This window comes from Bacillus cereus group sp. BfR-BA-01522 (genome assembly GCF_022662635.1).
Lineage (GTDB): Bacteria > Bacillota > Bacilli > Bacillales > Bacillaceae_G > Bacillus_A > Bacillus_A cytotoxicus.
The window spans coordinates 26,211-52,289 of sequence record NZ_JAKUDY010000021.1 but is presented as its reverse complement, the minus strand read 5'-3'; the positions used below and the strand labels follow the sequence as shown (position 1 = coordinate 52,289).

Genomic DNA, 26,079 nt, shown 5'->3' with positions numbered 1-26,079 from the left:
GCGTGTGCAGCCGCGCCTTCTTAATAAAGGCAATGGCATGCTATCTGATTTGCCAATTCCTGATGTATCTTAATAACTTGGGTATTTTTTACAAAAAAGGGGCGTGTTTTATGTTTACTACATCGTATTTAGCTGGCGGGAGATTAGATCCACCTTTCTACCCAACAAAAACAAAGCCATTTGTCCCTGGCTTCATCATGGATTCTGCATCATTTACTACGGAAGAATTTAAATATACATTACCTGCTGATATGGAATTCTACGCAATTAGTGTCAGTTGCTCGGTATATGAACTGGACGACAAATGGGATTTACTTGTTAATGGGGAGTATTTCTGTAAAAACATTTATACCAAGAAGCTTCCCGAAGGTATGCATTTTATGGTTTATGAACAATTAACTGCAGGTGATGAAATTATATTTCGATTCTATAACCAAGGAATTATCGATAAAACAATATGGTTCGAGTTGCACTGTTTAAAGTAGAGGAGTGGTTTTATGAGCTTCGCTGTCAATTATATGGCCGGCGGAAGATTTGATGCACCTTATTTTCCTACGAAGACCAAGCCATATATAGAGGGGAGAAGAATAAGTATAGATGATGCTGTGAATATAGATAAATTCTCTTTAGATTTCGAAACTGAAATGATTGCTTTTTCTATATCTGCATCACAATATGACGATCGTGATTATTGGAACTTGTTTATTAACGATGAGCAAGTATGTAAAAACATTTATATAAAGGATGTCCCAGAAGGATTTAATTTTTCTGTCATTAAACCTATACCCGCTAATGCCCTATTAAAGTTTGAATATCACAATCAATCTGGAAAGCATAAGATTGTAAAGTTGAATTATCAACTACTAAGAGATTAGGAGAGTGAAATAGATGGCATATATTGAAAAAATAGTAACGGAAGCCGAATTCCATAATGAGTTAGTCAATACAATGATTCAAAATGGCTGGAAAAAGGCTCAAACATTTTACAAATGCGTTTACAAAATGAAAGATGGAGAAACTTCTTTGCATAATTATTGGGCTGCAAAACATGTAATTCTAAAAAATAGTGATGGTGGCATGTATGGAATTATGCAAACGTGGGGATGGTCTGCGAAAAGTAAATTAGATATAGATTTTTCTACAGAAGAAGGAGAAGCTGAATTTAAATCATATTTAGAAAACAATCCACGTTATAAGGACCGCTCTCGTCTATACTTATATATGATTGAAAAACTTCCAAACTATGCAGATAATAGCATTATCTTTATGGGCGCAGAAGATGGAAAGGAATTTAAATCAATTTCAGATGTCGAATTAGCTAAAGTTAATAGAATTCCGCATACAGACATAGATAAGAATGGTAAATCTTACGTTTATTACACTTACGATTACACTGATACACCAGAACTTATGATGTCCCCACTAGTGAAAGCAACTCTAAGAAATCCAAATTTACAGAGTGTAAATGTAGATACAAACTGGTGGCCCGATTCATTGGTTCGAATTACAGGACAAGTTGATGAGTATAGAGTTGTTCTATTAATTCAAGCAGATAGAACACCTGCATTTGAAAACAACTCGGTTCCAGTCTTACCTGTATATATGGGGCAATTAGAGAGCTATGGAAAAGAGGATGAAATTGCTGACGCATTATGGGCTGGGACTGCTTACGAAGGATCTGAAGTATATTCTCATTTATATAATTTTGAGAGTAATACTCCATTAATAGATGTAACGAATTATATGCCAAGAACAAAGACATATCCTAAATCTCCAGGTAACGGAATTGATAATGTGATTATAAAACGTTCCAGATTTGGTGCAAGATACCAAGCTCATTACATTGCATGGAGTGTTCCGAGTAATATGATGCCACCAGATAGAAAAGGAGTAAATGGGGGGCAATATCCCTCTGCATGGCAAAGTCATGACAATGATGAATATAAATATCAATTCAATCCGTCTTTGTATAGTGGTAGAGTACATACGTCGCGTGCTTACATCGTACACCCTGACGAAGGGGTTCGTGGTTCTATGCCTTACATGGTTCTTTTATCACCATTGGGATTACTCGATGGCGATAAATTAAAAGTCCGTAAGCAAACATGTCCAGATTCCTATGATATTTATCGTTTCTTTACTGTGGATGCTATTTCGCCTATTACGAAAATGCCAGCTACAGCATATAGACCTGCCGGATTAGGAATCTATGAAAAATCAATGTAAAAGGGGGATATTCAAAATGTGGTTCGATAAAATTGTTAATCTACAAACGTTACCAACAGATTTAGAAAAATTATACCAAAATAACGGCTGGAAAAGAGATTTATTCTTTCGTATTCGCAGCGGTACTAGCAAATACATTGATGTACGATTATTCGAATCATTAGGTAGTGATTTAGAACGAAGACGTTTTGGATTTGCTATGGCCTATGATACATCCGATTCTGATTTTGCAGACGCACGATATGTTTCAACTGAATCTCGTTTAGGAAATTTCGGCGTAGGGGATGGGGAAAAAATAGAATTCCAAATTCCTGCAGCGCCAATGGTTCCGACTTCATTATTACTCTATGTAAATAGTGAATTACAAGATAAGAGCACCTATTCTATTGATGGAAAAACAGGAAAAATAAAATTTAATTCTCCTGTTCCTAAAGGTGGTAAAGTAACTGGAGAATACCGTCTTGCAAATGAGGCATACGAACCAACAAATGACATGATTTTCTTCACGTACACTCGTTATTTTATCGAAAAAGAAATAAATAGCACCGATACGGTTGCTAATTTAGGGAATGGGAACGGAACAAAAACAACATTTAATTTACCTTTTACCGACTTTGATGAAAGTCGTTTTTTTGTTTATAAAAACAAGAATGTTGTAGATTCAAGTGAATATACGTTTACAAGTAAATCAATCGAATTCAAATCCGCTCCTTCTAGTTCAGAGAACATTACAATTTCGGGAACTAGATTATTAGAACCTAATGAAAACGGCGAATTAGCAGAAGTGCTCCTTGCTCAAACATCTTTTAGTGTTCAAGATACAAGAAGTGTCATGACTGAAATTTTTACATCTATCAATTTCATTAACGCCTCACCTTTCACTGCATTGAGCTTTACACCAGAACAACGATTTACGAAAGATTGGAAGCGTGATTCTGTTGTATATATGTACGGTAATGCAAATAAAGACCGGATTGTTATGTTTATGCGTATTGATCCAACACCGAGCCCAGTTCGTGCATTGTTTGTTCCGCTTTATATTGGTAAGATGCATACCTTCGATAAAAAACCACAGAAAAACTTACTGATTATGAGCGGTTGTCGTAAAGGTGAAGAATTCTCTAATTCTATAAAACAAATTGGGAAAACGAATGTTGATTATGGTGAAAATACGTCTGGTGGAAACTTAGCTCCAATGTTGTCTCAATCATTAACTGGAGCTATGTATCAGAAACATTATCTTGCATTTATTACACATCATCAAGATATTGATAGTGGGCAAGGAAGATTCAATCCATCTATGTACAGTGGTAAATATCATTTGTCACAGATGTATATTGTCCATCCTAATGATGGATATGTAGGAAAACTAGATGATGTGTATGCTGTTCATCCAAAGAATATTCAACAAGCTGACGAATTAGAAATTGAAAAAACAGTTGTAAATGAAGTCCTTGGAGATGGGGATGGACTCAGAAAAATATACCATTTAGAGCACAAACCGCAAGGGGACACCTTAAGTGTTTATGTAGATTGTAAGGAAGTTCCTAAAACAGACTATGAATATAGCGCTGATGAAAAAACAGTTACTTTCAAATCGTTTCCTGTGGGTGAAATTACTGCAAGTTATAAAATGGCACAACTTTATCGTTATACATTACCGACAACAGAAGTTTCGCCATTTACAACTTCAAATTCACCATTTAACCCAATTGGACTAGCTATATACAAAGAAGATCTTTAAGGAAAGGGGGAGAGCGAAGAATGAAAGATAAAATTTATTCTATTGCTGCCCCTTATTTATCTTTAAACGAAAAAAGTTTCGCTTTTTCTCTCGTCCCTGGTTCATCTTTAGAAAAAACGTATTGTATATCATTATCTGTTTCAAATCCTTTTGGAAAAAATGAGCATGATTATCCCGTAAGCATGCCATCTAATTCGAGATATAAAGCAATTAAAGAAGATAATGCCGGTGTTTTTGCTACAAAAAATAATAGAATTAAAGGCATATTATCTGATGTTTTCAGTCGCGCTATACGAGAAATCGAAATTGAAGCCAATATTTTATCAGTAGAGGATGCACGTTCCGAAAGATTTATAGAAGCAAACGTATCTTCTACACAAGCATTTCAACAATCTCGAGATTTCATGATGGAAATATCCCAAACACAAGAGTTTAATCAATTAAGATGTTTTAATACAGACATATATATTAATCACGAAGCCCTACAACATAACCGTACTTTTGATATGAATCATATTGTAGAAGAAAATACAGCACACAGAACTACAGATGAATACGAAATGACTGCACCTATCACCGGAGAAATGTTGTTAAAGAAAGTACGACAGTTTGCTGCCGATGTTGCGGAACTTCCAGAATGGGTTAAAGTAGCTCGTATTTTGTATGGTGAGCGTTTTTATGAACATGTAATGGTCGAACGGACCAAAAGAGAATTACATGGGATAAATCTAACAGACGACGCAGGTGATCTGGTAGTAAAAGAATGCCATGCAGTTCCTAATGATGATATAGAAACAGCAGATCGAAAGATTCGTGAAATTAATAGTTCTTATGAAGAATACGATTTATTTGATGGACAAGGTCTACCGGTTTATTTACCTGATTATGATTTATTCGCTCGAATTCAAAGAGAATTACCCACTATCCATACACAACTAGATATGGCGGATAGAGATATAGTAAAAGTTAATGGTGAATTTGATTCATATGAAATTGTTGATCGCTCTACATTAGAAGTGACTAGTATATATATAAATTCTGATAAACAAATACGGGAAAAATCGCATATAGAGACCGTCGATACTGATTTCGATTATTCTAGTCGAGCTATTAATATGTTCGCTGCAACCCCTGGTTCAAATCATGAATATGCCGTAAGAACACATTCATACCATGCCACCGAAATAACAGATGATAATCACGCTAATAAGGTTACTAATGAATATGCCGTTAACTCTATTGCCGATGCAGAATTAATGAACAATCGTAGTTGTGAACATGATGTTAACATGTCTGATATTTCGTGCGGAACAGATATAGATCGTGAATTCATTATAGAGAATATTGAAACTGATATCGGAAATCATGAATACAAAGAACATATCACTGTAATTAATAATGCAACATCTGCAGATAAAACAATCGATGAGATTACTACCAGTTGCATAAAGGTAGAAAACGTTAATCGATTAACAAAGAACATTGTTATCGACATCACAGAAAATGAGTTAAGTGATCGAAGGAATAAAGAAATAACAGCTTTAGAAGAAAGACTTCAATTGTTCATTAAAAATAGAATACAAATCAATGCGATTAGAGGAGAATACGATTTATTTGAAGGACAGGGTCTACCGGTTTATTTACCTGATTACGATTTATTCGCTCGAATCCAAAGAGAATTATATACAGAAATGATTCTGTCCGAAAAAATGATACGCTCAGAATCCAATATCGTCTCAAAACTTATTGATACTATTGATTCGAAACGGTTTATACCGGATATCACAACAGACATGTCCGAAATAACCAATACTGAAAGAGCAGTAGTAGAAATAGAAACAGAAAACATAACTTATGATGTTTTAGCAGAAACACCAGCTAAAAAAACCTTAATACATGAGCAAGATGTATTCGAGGTTTCTCGTCAATTTAGAGCTGATTATATAGAAGATAATACATTTGATAGGAACAGCACTTTGAAAACGACTGTGAATGAATCTGAGCGGTTTGATAGAGCGTTTCTGATTGATGTCTCAAGCGAAGAAATGGATATCTTTAAAATAGACATGACATTTCATGCGAATTGTATAAAATTTGATGATTTTATCGTTAATAACATATACAATGCCGATGTTATTGAAGTTACTGAAAACAAAGTAGTCGCAGAAGAACAACCAAAGTTATGGTTACGACATAGCCGTCAATCTTGGTGGACAAATTCAAGTTGGAAGAAAACAAGGTAAATTCAACGAAGGGGTGAGAAGATGACAAAAATAGGAGACGTTTTAAAGAAACCAGAACCCGGGTGGAAAAGATATGATAATACTAATCCACTGATACAATATGATGATACAGGAGAGTTACTTCCAGATGGTTCTGATACAAATGCATTAGTTTCACTATACAAAAAAGAAAGTGGAAAAATATTTATAGATGAATTCAATTCTATGAATCCCGATTGGTTACTAACACCATCGGGTTCTTTTGATATTGCTGTAAGGAAAGGATTCTTACGAATGGAACATGCGATTGATGCAGATACGATGCTATTAATTGCTAAACCAGAGGGAGATATTGCAATACAAGTAATTGCTGATTATGAGCCAGATGTTGACGGAGATAGAGGTGGATTGCTTATTTATCAAAATAAAGATAATAAAGTCGAATTCTTAGAATCTTATTCTGCAAACCGTTTAAAAGGTAATAAAGAATGGATGGCTGTCTCTCAAGGTGATCAGTGGGACTTTTACAGTAAAACAGATTATCTTTTTGATTACATTGATAGCGATAAGATCGCTGCTAATAAAATAGGGGTTATCTTAAAGAAAGGAATAGACGCTGAATATCAACCGATTGATATCGATAAAATTATCATTACAAGGGGAAATCAGCTGCACCTTCGTCAACTGTTCCCTAACAGCAAAGTTATATTAAAAAATACCGCTGGGAGCATCATATCTATACATTTAGTAGATTCCTTGAATACAGGTATCGATATCCCTTTACCATCATTGGAGTTCGATGGAGTAATTGAAATATTAAATGATAAAGAAGAATTAATTGCAGAAAAGAAAGCTACTTTTTATGGCGGTGATGTATACAATATCGGTTCACCTATAAAACTTTTAATGGATTCAAACGAATTAAACGAAACGGACCCTACACATCTGGGCCAAATGGTAGAAGGTCAACGTATTATAAAAATGATTGTTCAAAACAATAATGTAATACCGGTTCATAACCTAAAAATCTCTATTGAACAATATATGGAAAAGGCAGGGTATACGTGGGCTAATATTTCACTAGATAACTCTACTTGGTCGAATGAAATAACAATAGATACATTAGAAGCTCAAAGTAATATTGAGTTTTGGATAAAAGTCCTGAAAGATTGGGATTATGTAGGTTTCGAGCCTATTTATTTTAATATTAGATTACAACATGAGTGAGGTGTGCAGATGGGTACAGAAATGAAAATAAATCGATATAAAGAAATTATGGATGATACTTCATCGCCTGTCCTTATCGAAAAGAAAGCACAAGTACTAGTACAAAATGGGCAGTCGCAATATTTAGCTCTTAACATGGAATATAACAAATTTGATTTAAGGACTCTGCACGTAACGAATGATAAAGATATTGAATCTGTCATTACAATCTTTGATAAAAGGCAAGGTGGATTACAAATATATAAGAGTCTACAAGAGAAGAAAACTTACGATATATTAGCAATCCCTTGTGAGGATAAAGATGCAAGCAGTACTGCTCATATTTTCATTGAAAACAAAGGAACGGAACCTGCTTTATTTACAGTAATCGTTAAAGCTATAAGTTTAAAATAACAGGAGGATACCTTTATGTCAGAATACATTTTCAAAAGACTTACACAGTTTAAAAAAAGAATATTCGATATTGTAATCAATGAGATGCTTCGAGTTGGTTGGAAACAATTAAACGAAGGAAAAGAAAATGCAAATGATGTCTATGTTATGTACTCAGATGGAAATGATGGAAAAAAGAACATTTATATCGAACTTATACCATATGATGGTAGAAATATGGAAGTTTCGTCAGAAAGATTCAAATTTGATGTGAGATCAACCGTATATTCAGATGCTTTCTTTAAATTCTGTACAGGTTATAACAATGCTACAGGGCGCGGGAATAGTCCGGATTACTCTTGGCCTACTAGTTGGTTCCAGGGTAGAAGCTACAACAGTGGTGTAGGTTCATCAAATGGTCCTACAATAAATCCTGATATAAAATTTGAGTTTTATTTATTTATAGATAAAGAAAAAATTATTACATGTACAATTCCACCAATAAGTATCAACCTTAATCCTGCTGTATCTTATATTGGTGTATTAGATGATTTAATGTTAGAGGAAGAACATAAACCATATACAAGAGCCTTAACTTGGTATTCAAGTGCTTATAGTGGCAATTGGAGTACCTCTAATCACGGATTAACATTTAATAGACCTAAAAATTCCGATGGGACAGTCCCAGGTTCTTCATATCGAAGTACATGGCTATCGATTTCTGCAAGTAGAAATCCAAATATAGATAATAAATTTTTATTATTACCTTTTTATATCTTAACAGATCAATATGGGATACGTGGAAAATTGGGTGGAATATATTATACCTCTGGTGACGGAATCCTAAATAAAGATATCATTGAAATAGATGTTGATGGTGTCATTCAGAAATACAAATATGTAAATGCAGTAGGTAGTTATGGTTCTTTACCACCTTCATTAGTATTTCGAATTGAGTGAGGTGATTACCATTAATACTTTTAAAGGTGTTATTTTCGATCCCAAACCCTTGATAGCAACCAGAAATATTATTTCAAGAAATGGGAAAATGATTGATGACATATTCTTAATCGGAAATAGGAAGCCGTTAAATAGAAGGGGATTGATTTTCGCTGAAACTTTAATTGTTCAAAATGATTTAAATAAAAATATAAAATCTCCACGACAAGAGCCATTAGAACATTCTTGGAAGAAATTAAATATGTAAAATGTAAGCTTGCTGTAGCAGGCTTTTTTTATTTTGGTCAAAATTTGAAAGGAGGTGAGAACTTGGAAAGAATTCACGAGCTCATCAAATCGTTAAATATAAGTGATGTTATTACAAGTAATCAATTTAAAGTAGGTGGCGCAATAAGTGGCGGGTTGGGCACAGTAGTTAATTTGCTATATGGTAAAGCAAATTTGATTTGGGTGATGATTTTTGGATGGATCATCGTGCTAGACTGGATTACCGGTAGTAAAGCTTCAAAGATAGACGGTACATATTCATCACAATATGGAATTGAAGGCATCACAAGAACTGTGGTGCTTTTATCTTTACCTGCACTTGCACATTTATTTGATATAGCTCTGAAACTACCAGATTTCTTTTTCTTTATGGTAATAGGTGGATTGAGTTATCACATTTTTAATAGTTTCGCTGCAAACTGTGCAAGAATTGGCTGGGAAAAATGGATCCCTGCATGGTTATTAGAAAGTGTTGCTTCTGAAATTGAAGCAAAGATACGACGAGCAGATTCAAGAAAGAAAAAGGAGAAAACACAATGAAACAAAAATTGAACAATTACGGCCTATGGGTAGCCTTATTTGCCCTGTTAGGGATGGTACTAATGGATACTATCCCTAATTTTAATTTTGGAAGATACCAAGAGTATGTGGATGCTATTTTATGCCTTTTAATTGCCGCAGGTGTTGTTTCTAATCCGTCTGCGGGCAAATGGTTCTCTGATAAAGAAAAAGAACAAAAACAAGGAGATGTTGAATAATGAGGTACATTGTAGATTTATCAAAATGGAATAATCAAATAAATTGGCCAATTGCAGCATCGCAAATTGAATTAGCAATTTGTCGTGTTCAGTATGGTTCGAATCTAGTAGATCATTTATATAATGATCATGTAACAAATTTAGAACGATATGGTATTCCTCATGGGGCGTATGCTTATGGATGTTTTGTATCTGTAGCAGATGCAATTGTAGAAGCAAAGGATTTTATGAACAGGGTAAGCCCGAATGCAAAATTTCTAGCATTAGATGTAGAAACAGATACTGTTAAATCTATGGATAGCAAAGGGAACTTAGGGGACTTAGCAACAGCATCCCAAGCCTTCATTGATACATGTAAAGCTGCTGGGTGGAAGGTAGGCTTTTATGTAAGTCATGAATTATATACTAAATATAATTTACAAAGTGTGAAAGCTGACTTCTTATGGCTTCCACGTTACGGTACCAATGACGGTACACCACAGAAGAAACCAGCTTATGCTTGTGATATTTGGCAGTACACAGACAATGGACGTATTGATGGTATTGGTAAGGTAGATATTAACTTGCTGCAAGGAAGCAAAACATTAGATTGGTATTTAAATAGAGGTGATTCTGCAGTGGATGATGGAAGACGAGCAATAAAAACAGGTGGATTAGGATATGATGCAATCAAAGAAGTGTCAGAAGTGCTATGCAACAAAGGGATTAAGGGGGCTATCTTGTTCGAAGGTGAAGCGCCTTATGTGTTAACTGAGAAAATGAGTAACCCAAAAATGGACGAGTTCACTGCTTGGTTAGATGTGCGTGAATGGTATTATGAATATCTACAATAATGAAAGAGCCAGCTCTTATGAGTCGGCTCTTTTCATCTTTGATTCCTTTATCCATTTCTCAATTTTTTCATTTTCTTCAATTTCCCATGGATCCGCTGCACCGAAATGAACATAACCACAATTCATGCAAACTTCTCTTCTCTCTTCAAAGTCATCAATCTCAATTTCCACTGATTCATCTGTATCACAAATACAGCAATGATAAGGTTCCAAATTAATCATACAAATCATCTCCTTTTCTCTTTAATGATAGCATTGAATTAGGCAGTATTTACGTCAGTTTATTTTTCTAGTGCTGCTTTCAAAAATTCAATTTGCTCTTCAATAAATTTAATTTCGCTTTCGTGAGACATGATAATTCCGTCACGTAATCCTTTCCCATAACTAGCGTTGTCTATGTTCATATTATTGCTCCTTTTCGCCTTTCAAATTAATCATTGAAGTACCTCCACAATGATGTCGCCTAATTCTTCATAAAAATATTGTTCTACCCTTATTCCCATTCTTCCGTGGATTCTTTAAATTCGAACCTTTTCTTTAACTGTATAAGATATAGTGTCAAAGATGCAATACAAAACCATGAATTACCTATACTTCATATCAAAAAAAATGCCCTCCGAAGAGGGCGAAGTATCCATTGTTGGATAATAATGCTGTTACATTCATTATATCATTATAAATAACCATTAAATGTAAAATAATTGTAAATGTTTTACCTAGATTTTTGTTAGTCCGGCCTAACAAAAAAACTAGGTAAATTATGCAGGATATGGGGAGTTAGATTTGTACACTGAAGTTGGGGTAAGAACTGCATGTTTATTTTTGCTTAAAACCCGCATGACACAACGTGTTATATAGCACTCAAAATTGTTAGTCCGGACTACTATTTACATCCTAACAACATCCCATCGTGTATTTATCCTATATTATGGGCTAAATCTCTACAATTTTTGCATTTGGATTGCGCATAGGGAACTGTATCAAATTTAATGTTTTTTCAGCTTCTTCATACGTTTCAAATTCCAACTCTTTTTCTTCTTTTCCTGGTTCACAATCCGTTAGAATGAATCCTTCACCACGTATTACAAATGGCATTTCTCATTCTCCTCCTTGTTATCTCTTAAAATATAATCAACTGCCTCCAATAATGTTAAACACTTAAAACTCGCTTGTGTCGGTTTATTTTCATTTGTAACAAGTATTGTCTTTGTACCAGCAGCGATACCAGCTGCCACATCAACTTCACGATCCCCGACCGTATAACTGTCTGTTAAAGATAAATTATGTTTTTTCGCTAGGGCTAATAGCATTCCTGGTTCTGGTTTTCTACATTTACATCCATCTTTAGGTTTATGTTCACAAACCATAATTTCGTCTATAATTGCTGATTCATTCAACTTTAAAATCTCACATTGTAATTTATTATGTATATTCTCAAGTTGCTCATGACTCATATATCCAAGTCCAATACCACCTTGGTTTGTTACCGTAAATACTTTGAATCCATTCTGTTTTAATTTCGCAATAGATTCTGCGACTCCAGGTAATAAGTATAAATCATCTGGTGTATTTACGAATTTCACCCGATTGGTTAATACCTCATTTAAGACCCCATCGCGGTCTAAGAATACTGCTTTATTCATTAATAATGTTCTCTCCCTATAATAGTATAACCATAATAAAAAAGAGCCATCCTCACAGAAGATAGCCCAGTATACCCGAAATTTATTATATCATATCTTCATTTAGGACCATATTAAATTAGAAACGACATATGTAACAGCAGGAAGAAAAAACATAAGAAAGATTGTTCCATAGTACCAAATGCGATCACTTTTACATTCATCAATTCCAAACCACTTATTTAATCGATTATAGTGATGTCTAAAAAAATACCGAAATGTTCCGAACAATTCCTTTTTGCTACGTTTTTGTGGTAGAATAGGTTCACTAGTTGTTAATTTGATAAGGGTATTTGACATTGTTCAATCATCCTTTCAGATTTTCATAGTGTAGAGAAAGCTCTTTCGTTGCCGGCAAGCTGGGAAGAGCTTTCTCTTTTTGTATTCATTTGTAATTACTCTTTTTCGAAATTACCGCCCCTACTTAATTTAGGACGCTTCCTCTCATTTTTTTTAGGTTCCACTTTTTCTTCTTTCACTGGAGGAATAATAATAGAACCACTCGTATGCATATAATGTCTAATAGCAGTACGAACCATTTCGGCTTTTCTATTACGTGGTAAAGATTCTAGCCACTCTTTAATGTCTTTATCTAGTACATCGTCATAAGACAGAAGGTATGTCTTATTCGCCATCTTCTTCGCCTACCTCAAATTTACCGTATCTGTAGAAGCCTTCTACATTCGCAGTTTGACTTTCTTCTAACTTAGTTACTTTACCAATCCATTCTTCCAATAATTCATGGAAAGTATTCGCGCCACCGCCAGAGACAAGCACTTCGTCAAAACGGTCGAATGTTTTCCATGCATTGTTCACTCCGTTTACAATAAAATCGTAAACTTCTTTAATTGAAGCCGTTTTCTCTTCATTAAAGTCGATTGGATCCATACGTTTAGAAGCTTGGTATTCCCCGCTTTCGAACACTTTTTCCAACTTATAATCATTAATAGCAGCACTTGTTTCTTTTTTTATTTTAGAAACGATTGGTTCATATACATCGTGCATTCCTTTTGGAACTGAAGTAGATTCTTTTTCGCGACGCAGCATAGAGATTACATCTAAATCTGTTGTACCTGTACCGATATCAATAATACCAACCGTCATATCTTCATAGGAATCATCAGCAACAAAACCATCTTCATCTAGATAGCGACTCATAACTGTTCCTACTGGTTGAGCCAGAACGATTACATCAACTACATTAATAGTTACCTTTTTACCATTTACTTCGACCTCATGAGTCCCTTGATACACTTCTTTGATTTCCTCAACTGCTCTTGTGCCAATTTCTTGGCTTGGAACACCAGTTACAACAAGAACTTCATCATAGCTTTTTACATTTGTTTTCGCTGCCATCTCAGCTAGTGCAATTTTAGATAATGTTATATATTGATTAGTTTTATAACGGTTTTGTTGAGCGTATGTGTTCAATGTATTATTTACTTTAATGATGTCATCTCCCCATACATACTCAGCGCCATCAACTTTATAAGTTTTAAGCTTCATTTTGCCTCCAGATAATGCTTCGCCAACATTAGACGCAAAGGAATAGATCGCTGGAAGTGTCTTCTTAAACACATCCGTACGCATTTTAACGGCACCATTACCGTGATCAATCGCAAATACTTTTGTCATTTTATCGTCTCCTTAAATTTCATTAATACTTACATTTCGATTATGTAATACTTATATAATGGTATCTTAATTCTATCTAAAATATAGATAAATATCAACATTTTATTAATAATAATATAATAATTATATAAGTATCAATAAAACATTACATATAAAAAGAGATTCTGCATTAGAATCTCTTTTTATATAATCAAGCTACTACTGTAAATTATTTCATTAACTTTTTAGGTACTTTTATTTCAATAACATTCTATCTGGCAACTCTCCCCAAAAATCCCTCAACGCATCTGCATACATTTTGAAATCTTGATCGCTTATATTAATAACCACATCGTTTAAGGTCGTTTGATATAAATCTAATAGATTAGTTGATATACATGAGGAATCGAAAATATCTGGTCTGATTTTCAATAACTTTTCAGCGGATTCACCTGGCCCATGCTTTATTACATTAGCTAATAGTCTTAGCTCGTTTACTTTTTCCCAACATGGTAAAGTTTCAACATCAACATTAAATTTAAGGAAGAACTCCTTTATTTTAACGATATTTTTACAAAAATCTTTATATTCTATTTCTTGTTGATTTTTATTAAAAGCTTTATAGCCGCTGCGAGTCATTTCTTTATATAAAAATCTTCTAACCTGTTGTTCCCAAAATTGATACATTGTAGAAATCCACATTAACTTTGTGTTGTATCTCATTAACGCAACATTTTGATAATAATCTATTCCAAATTCCCATGCATCATCTGCGAAATCGCCAGGATCGCAATCCTCATAACCTATATTCATCATCATTTGGTTATAAGCATTTTTAGCAACTTCTTCAGCTTCCTGATCTATATTTTCGAAAACAGGAGATATTCTATCCGTATAAGTTTGAAAATATAATTCATATGGTTGTTGCAAATTTTTTCTAAAACGACCATCCAATACCATAGTACAAAGCATTTTATTCTCCTCCATCTATACTTTATTTATATTCTTACCAAAATTTCCACCAAGTTTTTTTCTTCGTTGCTGCAGTTTCCAATAATACACGTTTTTCCTCCTGCATCTCACGTATAGCACTCATAAGTTGCTGATCTCGTCTTTCTAATCTCTCATCAATGTAGCGCTGTTGCTCATCCATTTTTATAGCCATTTGCTTTAGCAATTCATTTTGCTGCTGAATCATTTCTTTTAACTCGTTATATCGCTCGTCATGTTGCTCAGTTTTCGTTATAACATCCGTATCAACCTCTGACATATCTTTTTCTTTAACCCATGTCATTATTGCGTTACAAGCCTGTTTTAACGTCATATCAGGGTGTGATTTAATTTCAATTAACTTCCTTAGCGTTATAATATCGTTATCCATAAATCCGCGATGTCCGTGCTCATTCTTATGGAAATGGTAACCATGTTCCTCGAGCATGATACAGTATTTACGCAATGTAGATTCTTGGATCTTTAGCATCGTCGCTACGTCCTTGCTTACATATATAGATTGAGAGTTGCCTATTTTCTCTGTCATAGCACCATCACCTCTTGTTATAACATTCGTTATAGAGGGGGAAAACCCTTGTCTTCGTCGAAATGTTACAATATTCTCTAAAAATCATTATGTATTTTATTATTTGATATATAGTACGTGAAATTCTAAAATAAGAGTATAAAAATTCATAAGTAGAATTAGAAAGGTGATACATAATGAAAAAAGAAAAATTAATTGATGTTAAAAATGAATATTCCACAGAGGTTCTAGAGATTAGCAATAAATTGAAGCAATTGGAAAACGGAAGAGTTCAAGAGATATCGAATGTAGGCATGGATGGTAGTTTAGCTAATAATATTCAATCTTTAAGAAAAATGCTCAATGACTTATTTAATAAAATTGAGTATGGAAAAGAATCTATCAATGATGCTGAAATAGCTACTTTATTCGAAAGTAAGAAACCCGAATAACATAAAAAGTATCGTACAAGCAGACTCATAATTTCTGACTCGTACGGTACTTTTTACTTTGCGTAAGTTAGATGCTTTAGGATCAATATCTACAAACACATGGACTATATCTCTAATATGATTTAAATGTGATTTCTTTAAATCAAGCTGATTTTTAACCTGTGGATGCATTTTGTCCCAAATAAATTGAATATCATGTAAGTAACCTAAAAAATCTACAATCTGGTTTAATTGGACATTTAAATTTTTAAGTTGCAATTCTAAGTAATGCCTATACATAAATACACTTGAATAAAGAATCCCTTAATGATATGGTTAATATTTTTATAAATTAATAAAGTACGTGAAATTTTTTAATAAATATCCCTCTCTATGTAAAAAAAGAGGAGTTACATTTCATATAATAAGCCTTTATTTTTTAATTGGAGTACAATTTCATTGTAAAAAGGTACACATTCATTCACTTTATAAGTAACTTTATAGTTAACTCGCCTAATTACGTTCTGTATACCTAATCTTGTATATAATTCTTTAATAATTTCGTCTTCATGTTTTCTCTTCAAACAAAGGTATTTACGCAAGTCTTCTCGTTCACAATTATTTACCTGCATAAAATGATTTTCTAACTCTGTTATTTGTTTAGGTGTCGCTCTTGCTAAAGTTAACCGAAAATGGCTAAAAGCATGGCATTTAGCACATAACAACTGAATATCTTGCAGACAACATACTAATTTATCTAGATCATATTCCTCAACTTCATGTGCATGTAGTTTCCTTGAATTTTCTTTTAATTCATTATGATTACAAATACAACATGTAAAGTTATGAGATTCTAGAAGAGTTTGCCTAATTTTCTTACGCCACAAACTTTGGGAAATATTACTTCTTACAGTTTTTCCATGAAAAATAGGTGGCTTCCAATCTGGTAAAAGTCTAAACGTAGAGAAATCACACATAAATCATCCTCCTAATTGTTTTTTCTTTACGACAGTAGCATTCTAACCAATTAGATATATAGAAATACACAATACCGTTAATACTTTTACTTTAAGCTAATGTAATTAAAAACATATATACACCAACCAACAAATATACACACTGCAGCTATACCGAACAATTGTCGAGTTAAATATACATCAAAATATCTAGATACAATTATTACTAGTATTGCTATGAGTAATATTGGAGGGCCAAAGTATAGTGCAATATACCCTCCAATATTATTCATACTTTGATTAATAACTTCAGTGCTAAACGACATACTTACACCTCTAACATTTCATTTTCTATGTAATTAATGATTTTATCAAAAACTTTATCATTCAATACGAACCAGCCAAAATCGTCTCTAAAATGCCCATATACCTCTAATATATGCTTATAAATTCCGGGTGCATTATGTACATATATGAACGAACTTACTAATTCAATAGGAACTTCGGATTCTTTCCCAATGTTAGCTAATCTTAAATCCAATTGTTCTTTGATTGTGTTTAATTTTCTTTTTTCATCAAAATCATGAACGCGATGACCACCGAATTTAAATTTATAACCAGGTTGATCTATCCTCTTGATAATGAACATATAAGTAGGTTTATATTCTCGTTCATATTCTTGGCGTTTTTTATATTGCTGTTCCCATTCCTCTAATTCTACATATTGTTCTTTTAGTAGTTGTTTATTGCAATCTGTAATTTCCGAATCTGATACACTATCGTAAAACTCTTGAATCAAACGCATCGTTTCATATGCTGTATCTCTGTCCATTATGGTTCCATTATTATCTGCAATGACTTTTTTTCCATCTTCGGTATTCCAAACAGTCCAATGTGTATATGATTTTATCATTTTACTCCCCCCCAACATTGTAAACGCCTTATCTAATCACTAACGCTTATATTTCTTTAATATTTCTTCTAAATGTTTACGTTCATCATCTAAATTTTTTTCAGCATGTCCGTTTTCTTCTGCGGGTAATGGCAAGTTATCTTCTTGATCTATTTCTTTTTTCCAATCTGGAATCATTTCTGTACGTTTTTTAGAATTTTGTTCTTCTTTAGGCAAGCTAGCAATTTCTGTTTTTATAGATTGCTCTAATAACCCTTTAAAGCTCTTTTTCACAGAAGAATCTAGTACACGATTTAATACAGCGTTAAACGCAACTTCATTTATCTCCGTTTTATAGATGTCAAAAAGAGAAAGAATAATTTCTAACTTTTTATTAGTAATTCTGTCTATCTTTCTATTAAGCACCATTTTTGTAGTATCATATAAATTTGTATTTTCGATGCTATTTAAGATAGATAGATTCTTTGATGGTTTTGAAACATTATTAGATTTTGAAACATTAGATAGATTATTTGAAACATTATTGGGTTCTATTTCAGAACGGGGCCCTGTTCTATTTGAGAACCCCCCCTGTTCTATTTGAGAACCATCCCCCTGTTCTATTTCAGAACGGGGGGCTTCTCCCGTTTTTTTAGGACGTCCACCAAGTTTGGCGAAAGTTTTTGCTTGAGATGTATAGTCCGTATCGTAATCACGAATTTTTTCTAATGGCTTAGTAGATAGAGCATGTTCATTTTGTGGATATTCATACACAATGATATTTACATTGCCTTGGCCTTTCCAATCTTCAGATTTGTATTCGAACACATCTATCAAACCATAATTCCAAAGTGGTTTTAAGATTTTGTTATAGAAAGTATCTTTTCCTACCCCTAAACGTCTCTGAACTTTAGTCAAGCTAGAAGGAATTACATCATCTTCTGGGCGATTCCCGTTTTCATCTTCTTCACGGTTACACCAGGTATAAAATTTTAACCATGCTGTAAATGCTTTATCACCTATTTTTTCAATCCAGTCATCCATACAAACAAAGTGTAAGATAGGTAATTGTAATTCGTTTCTTGTTTTCTTTTTAGCTTTTTTGAATGTTACAGACATAATAAAAATCCTCCATTTTCCACCCCGTCCAAAAATGGGTATAGGAAATTAGAGGATTGTTGTTCACATTTTTTTTAGTTTATGCTATCATAAAGGTAGCAATTAAATATGTGAAAACAAACCTCGATCTCCATTTTCCAATTTTCATCGGTTAGCAGGAGCGGCCAAACTCTACGAACCTTTGAAAATTAAGTCGGGGTTTTTTAATTGTTTAAATTTATATAAAAAATTTACATTTGCAATTTATATATCTACTCTTTTAATGATAGCAGAAGTTTGTGGAAAAAAGAAGAGAAAATACGAAGACCGACAATAAATGTCGGTCTTTTTCTGTGGATAAATACACTTATCCACAGCACGGTATTATGTTTGGTATTGTTACAATAGGAATTTAGTTTATTCTAATGATATTTCTTCTAATAGGATAGTGTGGTAGACTGTATGTAACTGCATATTGTGAGGGTGGTTTGTTATCCCTTCTTTCCAACTGGAAGGAAAGGAGGTGATAATTATGGATTTCATTGTAGAACTTTTGAAAGAAATCGCGAAAGCAATTGTACGTGAAATATCTGCATTTGTTTTCAAAAGAAGTTTTCTTAAAGAAAACAATGAAAAAACCACTCCTCGCCGTCGCAAGCACAGGGGTGGTTTTCAAAGGAAAAAATAACTTATGATAACCGCCACCCTGACGGTAGCAGTTACTTGAAGAGATGTATCCAGCATCTCTTCTTTTATTATATGCAAAAATATCTGTTCTTATAATGCATTGCTTATATAGAGTATAGCATAAAAGCATAAAAGTATAAATTTATTTTTGAATTATAAGAGTGCTTTTACATTTACGACAAGCAATCTTCTTTTCTTTATAAATCAATAGATTTTTAGCATTACATCCTGGGCATACAGCTGCAAATGGTGTTTTTATATTTTTATAACATAAGAAAGAGATAGCTGCTAGGATAAGAGCAGGAATAACAAGCATCATAATCAAGAATAGGGCCGCGAAAGCGCCTGTAATTACAGAAAGTGGCTTCATTAGTTTTCTAGCGAAAGAATTTGCTTTGTTATCCTTTACACGAAAAGGAGTCACTTTAAAAGTTTTTAATTCTTTTTTTACGGAAGTTTTTGGTTGTGTATATGATTGTTCATTAGAACTAACAGTTGTTGACTTTTGGTTAGTTGATCTATTTGTACTTTGTTTAGACCCTTTCTTTTTTCCTATACGTTGTTCATATGAGATTCCGGTGCCAGGTAAAGAAGTTGTAATTCGTGATCCGGATGGACCAGTACTAATACGCGCACCTTTTACACCAGCGGAAACACCGACACCTTTGTGGGTAACATTTATTTTCACGCCAGGAGCCACTTTTATACTTTTTCGAAATCTAAAGCCCATCTATTATACATCCTCTCCAAATAGTATCTGCATATATTAATTCTAGGGGTACCGCCAGCATTTCGGAAAAAAACCACGCTAAACCAAAAATACAATAAGCTGTCCATATGGGTAGCTTATTTACATAAAATTCGTTATTGGAAGTAAATAGATTTAGTTTGTTTAACATTAGTTATTTACTAGTTGAATAACAGAAATTTGTTTTTAGTCTGGTAACTCTAAGAATTCTTCTAGATGTTCCTTAAGTTCAATTTGAATGTCTTTTTCTGATTCATCAATAAGTTCCCCCATTACTTTGCTTCCAGGGAGATTTATTGAAACTGGGAGACCAAAAAAATGACGATTACATTCCCAAATTGGTATCGTATAAAAATCAATCATATCCCCTTGTGCATCAGTCACTGCCAGTAATATTGATGATTTATAACCTATTTCAAAGGTATCCTTTTTACTTTTTTCAAGCTCAATAAAAAGCTCCATATCCTTTTTAACAAATAAAGGGGCGTATTTTTGTAGTAATTGAACAGAAACATTTCTAAGTTTTTGTTCTATGTTAATTATCTTTTCTTTCAAATCTAACGTAAATTCTTTTTCCTTATAGTTCATCTAAAACCACCTTATTAGAGGAATAAATATTATATAATCTAAGTTTATATTTTCTTTATGGCAAATAAATATCCTTTTGAATTTAATTTCTAAAGAACAATGAATACCATATTCATATAAGGTTAACATAACGTCTCATTATCGGTAGCGAGGAAAAAGGCGGAATCTTATTCTCACAAGAAATTCGCCTTTTTCTTTTCCTATAATTCTATGCATCTTTTTATACATTGCTATCCTGCGCGATTTTAGGGTTCTCCTTTGTTACTAAATGAGCCAAAAACTGTATAAAATCTTGCATACTCTTAGCGTGGTTTTTTTCCGAAATGCTGGCGGTACCCCTTCTAATATTAACAAATAAATATGTTGAATGTTGTCGTGTTTTGTCGAACCAAACGCAAAAAAGACAGCTTGTTAGCTGTCTTGATAAAACTGTAAAATTATGTACATTTTACCGCTAGAATCAGAATATTTTTCCATGTAAAATAAAGCCATGAAAAAGAACGAAGGATTTTAAAAACTATATCCTTATATCTTTATCTAAGAATTTTGCGTAAGGAAGTAACTTTTTACAAAAATCTTCTCGTTGTTCATCATTCATGGAAGCGATTATCTGTTGAATTTCAATTAGTGTATTTTCAATAATTTTTGTGTTAGGTTTTATATTTCTGTTTAAAAGAATATCAACAGGTACGTTAAAGTAGGAGGCGATACGATCTAAAGTTTCTAAGTCTGGTTCAAAACCATTTTCGTAGTTCTTAATTTGACCGCGGCTTAAATTAAGCTTATTTCCTAATTCTTCTTGAGTTAACCCGTGTGAATTTCGCATCTTTTTCAACATTTTGCTAAATTCTCTCATACTGAGAATTATAAATCGAATAATATGTTTATACTATGGATGTCTATAAAATAGACATTTTATGTGATAAGTATATAAAATAATCGAACCAAACTAGAACAAATGTTCTGTTTTGTGATATAATATGAACATAAAAAAGAAAGTTGCGCTAGCAACCTTCTTATAATTCCAATAAGGCATCAAGAACTTTTATAAGTTTATTTCTTTTTTCTTGATCTAATTTATTGTATTTCTGTAATAAATAATTAATTTGTTTTTCTTTATCTTCATCATCGATATAAGTGTTAATTTTACCAGTTAAATAATCTGCGCTTACATCAAATATATGTGCTAATTGTTCTAAAACCTCATAAGAAGGTTTAGCTGCACCGTTTTCATATTTGGAAATAAGAGATTTGGATAAAGTTAATTTGTCTGCGAGATCTTGCTGTGTCATTTTTTTCACTTTCCTCAATTCTCTTAACCTGTTTCCGAATATGTTTTCCATTGTTTCACCCCCTACATTCAACATCTTAACATATGGTTGAATTAAATTCAACCATATGTTGAATTAGTGAAATGCAGGGGGTGAATAAAAAATGTTGAATTAAATTCAACATGATGGTATCATGTATTCGTGAGTGAGGTGATTGAATGACAATTTCTTATAATCCTCGAATCATTAAAGAAAAAAGAGAACGTAAAGGTTTATCTCAAGAAAGATTGGCTAAATTAGTAGGTTATGAGGATAGATCATCTATTAATAAAATAGAAAAAGGCAATGTTAACATTCCAGATTTCCGTTTAAAGAGGATATGTTCCGTTTTACATATTGACTACGCGGAATTATTGAAATGATTTTTCAAAACAATATGTTGAATTAAATTCAACAAACAGGAGGTCTAACATGGGTCGTGATATTACTACTTTGTTGAATGAAGTTGAAAGAGGTGGTATTCAGCTAGAAAACTTAGTATTTTTGTTCGAACAAGTCCATGAAACTCAAGAAAATGAAAATTAATCACTGATATATCACTCAGCGCAATGATGTGTTGAGTGATTAAAGGAGGTTTCATAGTGAATTCGTTACAATCCATTCAGGAACCAATTAGTCATTTAGTATTTATAGATGGTGATGCAGTTGTAACAGATAGTCTTACTGTGGCAGAAGTGTTTGATAAAGAACATGCAAAAGTTATTCGTTCTATCGAAGGATTGCAATGCAGCAAGGAATTTGCTGAAGCCAATTTTGGCGTGAGTGTATATAGAGATCGAAGTGGAAAACGAAATAAGAAATATCTTCTTAAACGAGATGGTCTGATGTTCTTGATAATGGGATATACAGGTGAAAAGGCAGCTAAATTTAAAGAAATGTTCATAAATGAATTTAATCGGATGGAAGAGTATATAAAACAGAAACAAACGTCTCTTCCGACTTCTAGAGAACAATTAGTAGCCACTTTAAAATTAACTCTTACTCATGAGGAGGATCTGAGTCAGATTAAGACAGAAATGCAAGAAATTAAAAATGATCTTAATCAACGTATGACGGTGGATTATAGCCAACAAACTGCAATTAGAAATGCTGTCAGCCGTCGAGTTTATAAGGTTTGGGATGAAGGGATTGTGAATAAAAATATTCACGATACAAGAAGAAAGGTATTTTCGGCAATTTGGAAAGATGTATATGCAAGGTTTGCTGTAAATAGCTATCACAATGTACGCCAGAAGGACTTCGAGGAAGTAATAGATTACATAAAAGTTTGGCGTCCAAGATTAGTATAGGGAGGTTGTACAAAATGGCAATTGATTTAAATACATTTGCCGAAGGGGCTCTTGCAGAAAGATTTGATACAGAGTTCCAACGGGTTTTAGAGAACATAGCAGATCCAAACACGGATCCAACTAAAAAAAGAAAAATCACATTAACCTTAACGCTTTCTGGTACAAAAAAACGTGAAGTGTTGGATTGTATTGTCCAAGCAAAATCTACTTTAGCTCCAACTGAAGAAATAGGCACTAAGATTTTAATGGGGCAAGACGCTACAGGTGAAATCGTTGGGCAAGAATTATCTTCTGGTATTAAGGGGCAAATGTTCATTGATAGGGATGGTGATATTGCTAATGACATTGGTGAAAAAATAGTTTCAGAAGAAACGCAAAATAAGCCCAAAACACTTGAACCATCCGTTGTGGATTTTCGTAAACAACAAACTAACTAACTAATAAACCGTAAAGGAGCTGTAAAAATGATTAAACAAGCAATGGAATACTTACTAGAAACAGCAGGAGTAAAGGTTGAAAGAATTAATAATCGACCATATTCTACTCAACCGTTATATGCCGTAAAGGAACCAACAGCATCTGAAATCACTGTTAGCAGTTTGTCTGGATTAGTAGATTATATCAAGTCAGAATTCGACGGTGATCATCTGTTAATGATTCATGTTGAAAATCCTAAAAATATCTCTTGTTTCACAAAAGTTAATGGTGATTATAACCGTAATGTTTTTATCAGAGCCGAGGCTTTTGTCCCACACTTTACATTCGAAAGATTTCATGATGCAGAGAGCTTTAATATTAGCTTGCAATCTGCATTTGTTAAAAATGATGATCGTGATGTAATGCTGAAGGTGGTTGGAAATATTCGTGAAGAAGCAGTAAATCAATTTGGTGATGATGGAGTTTCACAATCTGTCGTTGCTCAAACGGGTGTTGCAACGAGAGCTAATGTGGTAGTTCCGAATCCTGTCATGTTACAACCATTTCGCACGTTTGTTGAAGTAGAACAACCAGTAAGCCCTTTTGTTTTCCGTATGCAAAATGGGCCGAAATGTGCGTTGTTTGAAGCGGACGGTGGAGCATGGAAATTGCTAGCGATTGAAAACATTAAAAACTACTTAACTGAAAAACTAGCAGATGAAATCGCTAACAAAAAAGTATTTATTATTGCGTAACAGTAATTCATATATCTTTCAGCTGCATCCTTATCGATGTAGCTGAAATTGAGGTGAAATGAATGGGATTAGCTGATAGAGTGCTTCCAGAACATATACAGAGAGCTGGAAAGTTAGAAAACAAACTTCGTGAGTATACGACAAATCGTAAAATCTTGCTGCGTCAATGCGATAGAGCTATGAGTGATGGCGAAATAACAGCTGCAAGAGAATTAAAGGAGTTATGTAATCAACAAGCTGACGAAGCAGCTGCAGTTGAAAAAGAACTAATTGAATTATACACGCAAAAACAGAAACGAGATCAATATCGTAGAAATAAAGAGCGGAACGATGTGCTTGGCGTTGCAGATCGTCTTGCAGAAATAGGTGGGAATCCGGAAGTGGTTGAACAAATACGCAAAAATGCATAAAAAAGACCCATCGTGAAGACGGGTACCCAATAAGGATTTTCGAAATAAATTTACATTTGCAAGTATATCACAATATATGTACAAGCGGCCATTAAAAAATTATGTATATAAAAATATAAATATTAATAAATTTTTAACCGTAAAAAATAAAGTGGTAGGGAGTTGAAAGTAATGAATCATTCTTGGCTTGATAGCGGTGATTGGTGTGATATTTGTGGGGATACCATTCCTGCTGCTGATGTGAAAAATATGTATATCGACGGGTGCGAGAAAACGCTTTGTAAAAGCTGTCGCGGCGAAATAGAAAGTAAATTAAAAGTAGTTGATACATTAGTGCTTAAAGATATGCTAACGCTGATTACAAAAAAGTACGGGCAGCATAAAGTACGACAGCTTAATTTGGTTAAAGCAGAACAATATGTAAAAGAAAACAACATTTCTCTGGAGATTGAAAAGCGCGGTGGTAAATTCAATCAAGAAAAATTAGGTGTGTTTGTAAAACTATCTAACGATGAAATTTTGTCGATTCTGCAATTCTTACAAAGAAAGATTGGTGGACACTTGTGGATGCATGCTGCAATGGGGACATTGTTAGATAAACAGCTAGTATATACATTGCAATTACAAGAAGGTGATCAACATGGAAGAGCAACTGACGATTTTTTCGGAGAATTTGTTTATTGATCCACCCGTTATAACAAATATAAAAGATACAAAAGTTGTGATGCGCGGAGAACCCTTTGATATCAAACAAGCTAACATAAAACATCGTCCTGGACATCCGGACTTTGTAGACGTCCTGGTGATTGTTCCTTGCGATGTATGGAGCGCGGACGAGCTGCCGCGCTCGGTAAGACAGGATAATCACTTTGATATGTATATCGATTATGTAACAGCTATATGGCGTTATAACAGAGCGCACAATAGTAATTTTGATTGGGAAGCAGCAGAAGAACTTTGCAGGAAAGCAAGAGAATCCCAGGAACCACAACAGATAAGAATTTTCTTAGATAGTACGGAATTTAAACCACAATTTGTAATTGAGTATGTATAAAA

Annotated in this window: 36 protein-coding genes; 20 read left to right on the top strand and 16 right to left on the bottom strand. The window is 33.6% G+C overall.

The features are described 5' to 3' along the window. The first annotated feature begins 110 nt into the window (after window positions 1-110). The 11 genes from MR059_RS20215 (at window position 111) to MR059_RS20165 (ending at window position 10,609) form a co-directional block, all read left to right on the top strand. Window positions 111-485, top strand: coding sequence for a Low copy number virion structural protein (locus MR059_RS20215; protein ID WP_242161998.1), 375 nt, complete (start codon window positions 111-113; stop codon window positions 483-485). Between the two features lie 12 nt (window positions 486-497). Next, on the top strand, window positions 498-875 hold the full coding sequence (locus tag MR059_RS20210; RefSeq protein WP_242161997.1) for a Low copy number virion structural protein: 378 nt from the start codon (window positions 498-500) through the stop codon (window positions 873-875). A gap of 13 nt (window positions 876-888) precedes the next feature. Continuing rightward, entirely contained in the window at window positions 889-2,226 is a 1,338-nt protein-coding gene (locus MR059_RS20205) for a hypothetical protein (RefSeq protein ID WP_242161996.1), read from the top strand. 16 nt (window positions 2,227-2,242) lie between these two features. Next, complete coding sequence (locus MR059_RS20200; RefSeq protein ID WP_242161995.1) at window positions 2,243-3,970, top strand: hypothetical protein; 1,728 nt, start codon at window positions 2,243-2,245, stop codon at window positions 3,968-3,970. A 20-nt stretch (window positions 3,971-3,990) separates the two neighbouring features. Next, a complete protein-coding gene (locus MR059_RS20195; protein ID WP_242161994.1) occupies window positions 3,991-6,213 on the top strand; it encodes a hypothetical protein in 2,223 nt (740 codons plus the stop codon). A gap of 21 nt (window positions 6,214-6,234) precedes the next feature. Next, window positions 6,235-7,419 carry a cell adhesion protein gene (locus tag MR059_RS20190; protein WP_242161993.1) on the top strand — a complete coding sequence of 395 codons (1,185 nt, stop codon included), beginning with the start codon at window positions 6,235-6,237 and terminating at the stop codon, window positions 7,417-7,419. Window positions 7,420-7,428: 9 nt separating this feature from the next. Next, window positions 7,429-7,812, top strand: coding sequence for a hypothetical protein (locus tag MR059_RS20185; RefSeq protein ID WP_242161992.1), 384 nt, complete (start codon window positions 7,429-7,431; stop codon window positions 7,810-7,812). A gap of 15 nt (window positions 7,813-7,827) precedes the next feature. Continuing rightward, window positions 7,828-8,751 carry a hypothetical protein gene (locus MR059_RS20180; protein WP_242161991.1) on the top strand — a complete coding sequence of 308 codons (924 nt, stop codon included), beginning with the start codon at window positions 7,828-7,830 and terminating at the stop codon, window positions 8,749-8,751. A gap of 309 nt (window positions 8,752-9,060) precedes the next feature. Then, a complete protein-coding gene (locus MR059_RS20175) occupies window positions 9,061-9,558 on the top strand; it encodes a phage holin family protein (protein WP_087099793.1) in 498 nt (165 codons plus the stop codon). After that, window positions 9,555-9,776 carry a hypothetical protein gene (locus tag MR059_RS20170; protein WP_242161990.1) on the top strand — a complete coding sequence of 74 codons (222 nt, stop codon included), beginning with the start codon at window positions 9,555-9,557 and terminating at the stop codon, window positions 9,774-9,776. The genes MR059_RS20175 and MR059_RS20170 overlap by 4 nt, the downstream gene beginning before the upstream one ends. Next, complete coding sequence (locus MR059_RS20165; protein WP_242161989.1) at window positions 9,776-10,609, top strand: GH25 family lysozyme; 834 nt, start codon at window positions 9,776-9,778, stop codon at window positions 10,607-10,609. The genes MR059_RS20170 and MR059_RS20165 overlap by 1 nt, the downstream gene beginning before the upstream one ends. 15 nt (window positions 10,610-10,624) lie before the next feature. Here MR059_RS20165 and MR059_RS20160 read toward each other — a convergent pair whose 3' ends face one another. From MR059_RS20160 to MR059_RS20125, 9 genes are all read right to left on the bottom strand, one after another. Then, window positions 10,625-10,831 (bottom strand): hypothetical protein, encoded by a 207-nt coding sequence (locus MR059_RS20160; RefSeq protein WP_242161988.1) that lies wholly within the window; start codon window positions 10,829-10,831, stop codon window positions 10,625-10,627. A 59-nt stretch (window positions 10,832-10,890) separates the two neighbouring features. After that, complete coding sequence (locus MR059_RS21905) at window positions 10,891-11,013, bottom strand: hypothetical protein (protein WP_277927696.1); 123 nt, start codon at window positions 11,011-11,013, stop codon at window positions 10,891-10,893. Window positions 11,014-11,542: 529 nt separating this feature from the next. Further along, window positions 11,543-11,704, bottom strand: coding sequence for a hypothetical protein (locus tag MR059_RS20155; protein ID WP_242161987.1), 162 nt, complete (start codon window positions 11,702-11,704; stop codon window positions 11,543-11,545). Beyond that, on the bottom strand, window positions 11,692-12,252 hold the full coding sequence (locus tag MR059_RS20150) for a D-glycero-alpha-D-manno-heptose-1,7-bisphosphate 7-phosphatase (RefSeq protein ID WP_242161986.1): 561 nt from the start codon (window positions 12,250-12,252) through the stop codon (window positions 11,692-11,694). The genes MR059_RS20155 and MR059_RS20150 overlap by 13 nt, the downstream gene beginning before the upstream one ends. Before the next feature lie 102 nt (window positions 12,253-12,354). Next, on the bottom strand, window positions 12,355-12,591 hold the full coding sequence (locus MR059_RS20145) for a hypothetical protein (RefSeq protein ID WP_242161985.1): 237 nt from the start codon (window positions 12,589-12,591) through the stop codon (window positions 12,355-12,357). Between the two features lie 95 nt (window positions 12,592-12,686). After that, window positions 12,687-12,926: a hypothetical protein gene (locus MR059_RS20140; protein ID WP_242161984.1), complete on the bottom strand. Its 240-nt coding sequence runs from the start codon at window positions 12,924-12,926 to the stop codon at window positions 12,687-12,689. After that, entirely contained in the window at window positions 12,916-13,926 is a 1,011-nt protein-coding gene (locus tag MR059_RS20135) for a ParM/StbA family protein (RefSeq protein ID WP_242161983.1), read from the bottom strand. Before MR059_RS20135 ends, MR059_RS20140 begins: the two co-directional genes overlap by 11 nt. A 234-nt stretch (window positions 13,927-14,160) precedes the next feature. After that, window positions 14,161-14,877 carry a hypothetical protein gene (locus tag MR059_RS20130; protein WP_242161982.1) on the bottom strand — a complete coding sequence of 239 codons (717 nt, stop codon included), beginning with the start codon at window positions 14,875-14,877 and terminating at the stop codon, window positions 14,161-14,163. Between the two features lie 34 nt (window positions 14,878-14,911). Further along, on the bottom strand, window positions 14,912-15,442 hold the full coding sequence (locus MR059_RS20125) for a DUF3967 domain-containing protein (protein WP_242161981.1): 531 nt from the start codon (window positions 15,440-15,442) through the stop codon (window positions 14,912-14,914). A gap of 176 nt (window positions 15,443-15,618) precedes the next feature. Here MR059_RS20125 and MR059_RS20120 point away from each other — a divergent pair, with 176 nt between their 5' ends. Next, window positions 15,619-15,873, top strand: a complete 255-nt coding sequence (locus MR059_RS20120; RefSeq protein ID WP_242161980.1) for a hypothetical protein — start codon at window positions 15,619-15,621, stop codon at window positions 15,871-15,873. Window positions 15,874-16,262: 389 nt separating this feature from the next. On the opposite strand, the gene MR059_RS20115 is transcribed toward MR059_RS20120, so the two are convergent. From MR059_RS20115 to MR059_RS20105, 3 genes are all read right to left on the bottom strand, one after another. Beyond that, the gene (locus MR059_RS20115; RefSeq protein ID WP_242161979.1) at window positions 16,263-16,829 is read right to left on the bottom strand and encodes a hypothetical protein; all 567 of its coding nucleotides are present in this window, start codon (window positions 16,827-16,829) and stop codon (window positions 16,263-16,265) included. Window positions 16,830-17,136: 307 nt separating this feature from the next. Continuing rightward, window positions 17,137-17,721 (bottom strand): hypothetical protein, encoded by a 585-nt coding sequence (locus MR059_RS20110; RefSeq protein WP_242161978.1) that lies wholly within the window; start codon window positions 17,719-17,721, stop codon window positions 17,137-17,139. A 39-nt stretch (window positions 17,722-17,760) separates the two neighbouring features. Then, complete coding sequence (locus MR059_RS20105; protein ID WP_242161977.1) at window positions 17,761-18,819, bottom strand: hypothetical protein; 1,059 nt, start codon at window positions 18,817-18,819, stop codon at window positions 17,761-17,763. A gap of 511 nt (window positions 18,820-19,330) precedes the next feature. Here MR059_RS20105 and MR059_RS20100 point away from each other — a divergent pair. Then, window positions 19,331-19,486, top strand: coding sequence for a hypothetical protein (locus tag MR059_RS20100; protein ID WP_204082016.1), 156 nt, complete (start codon window positions 19,331-19,333; stop codon window positions 19,484-19,486). Window positions 19,487-19,627: 141 nt separating this feature from the next. Here the strand turns inward: MR059_RS20100 and MR059_RS20095 are convergent, their stop codons facing one another. From MR059_RS20095 to MR059_RS20080, 4 genes are all read right to left on the bottom strand, one after another. Then, complete coding sequence (locus tag MR059_RS20095) at window positions 19,628-20,215, bottom strand: DUF4236 domain-containing protein (RefSeq protein ID WP_242161976.1); 588 nt, start codon at window positions 20,213-20,215, stop codon at window positions 19,628-19,630. A 204-nt stretch (window positions 20,216-20,419) separates the two neighbouring features. After that, window positions 20,420-20,821 (bottom strand): hypothetical protein, encoded by a 402-nt coding sequence (locus tag MR059_RS20090; protein ID WP_242161975.1) that lies wholly within the window; start codon window positions 20,819-20,821, stop codon window positions 20,420-20,422. 517 nt (window positions 20,822-21,338) lie between these two features. Next, entirely contained in the window at window positions 21,339-21,659 is a 321-nt protein-coding gene (locus tag MR059_RS20085; protein ID WP_242161974.1) for a helix-turn-helix domain-containing protein, read from the bottom strand. Between the two features lie 178 nt (window positions 21,660-21,837). Then, window positions 21,838-22,164 (bottom strand): helix-turn-helix domain-containing protein, encoded by a 327-nt coding sequence (locus tag MR059_RS20080; protein ID WP_242161973.1) that lies wholly within the window; start codon window positions 22,162-22,164, stop codon window positions 21,838-21,840. A 146-nt stretch (window positions 22,165-22,310) separates the two neighbouring features. On the opposite strand from MR059_RS20080, the gene MR059_RS20075 reads away from it, so the two are divergent. The 7 genes from MR059_RS20075 (at window position 22,311) to MR059_RS20045 (ending at window position 26,077) form a co-directional block, all read left to right on the top strand. After that, window positions 22,311-22,514 carry a helix-turn-helix domain-containing protein gene (locus MR059_RS20075; protein ID WP_242145617.1) on the top strand — a complete coding sequence of 68 codons (204 nt, stop codon included), beginning with the start codon at window positions 22,311-22,313 and terminating at the stop codon, window positions 22,512-22,514. Window positions 22,515-22,733: 219 nt separating this feature from the next. Beyond that, the gene (locus MR059_RS22050) at window positions 22,734-23,441 is read left to right on the top strand and encodes a Rha family transcriptional regulator (RefSeq protein WP_242161972.1); all 708 of its coding nucleotides are present in this window, start codon (window positions 22,734-22,736) and stop codon (window positions 23,439-23,441) included. A gap of 14 nt (window positions 23,442-23,455) precedes the next feature. Further along, on the top strand, window positions 23,456-23,878 hold the full coding sequence (locus MR059_RS20065) for a replication terminator protein (protein ID WP_242161971.1): 423 nt from the start codon (window positions 23,456-23,458) through the stop codon (window positions 23,876-23,878). Between the two features lie 27 nt (window positions 23,879-23,905). After that, complete coding sequence (locus MR059_RS20060) at window positions 23,906-24,613, top strand: hypothetical protein (RefSeq protein ID WP_242161970.1); 708 nt, start codon at window positions 23,906-23,908, stop codon at window positions 24,611-24,613. Window positions 24,614-24,675: 62 nt separating this feature from the next. Then, window positions 24,676-25,023, top strand: a complete 348-nt coding sequence (locus tag MR059_RS20055) for a hypothetical protein (RefSeq protein ID WP_242161969.1) — start codon at window positions 24,676-24,678, stop codon at window positions 25,021-25,023. 171 nt (window positions 25,024-25,194) lie between these two features. Next, on the top strand, window positions 25,195-25,707 hold the full coding sequence (locus MR059_RS20050) for a hypothetical protein (RefSeq protein ID WP_242161968.1): 513 nt from the start codon (window positions 25,195-25,197) through the stop codon (window positions 25,705-25,707). Then, window positions 25,664-26,077, top strand: coding sequence for a cell division protein SepF (locus MR059_RS20045; RefSeq protein WP_242161967.1), 414 nt, complete (start codon window positions 25,664-25,666; stop codon window positions 26,075-26,077). The genes MR059_RS20050 and MR059_RS20045 overlap by 44 nt, the downstream gene beginning before the upstream one ends. The last annotated feature ends 2 nt before the right edge of the window (window positions 26,078-26,079 follow it).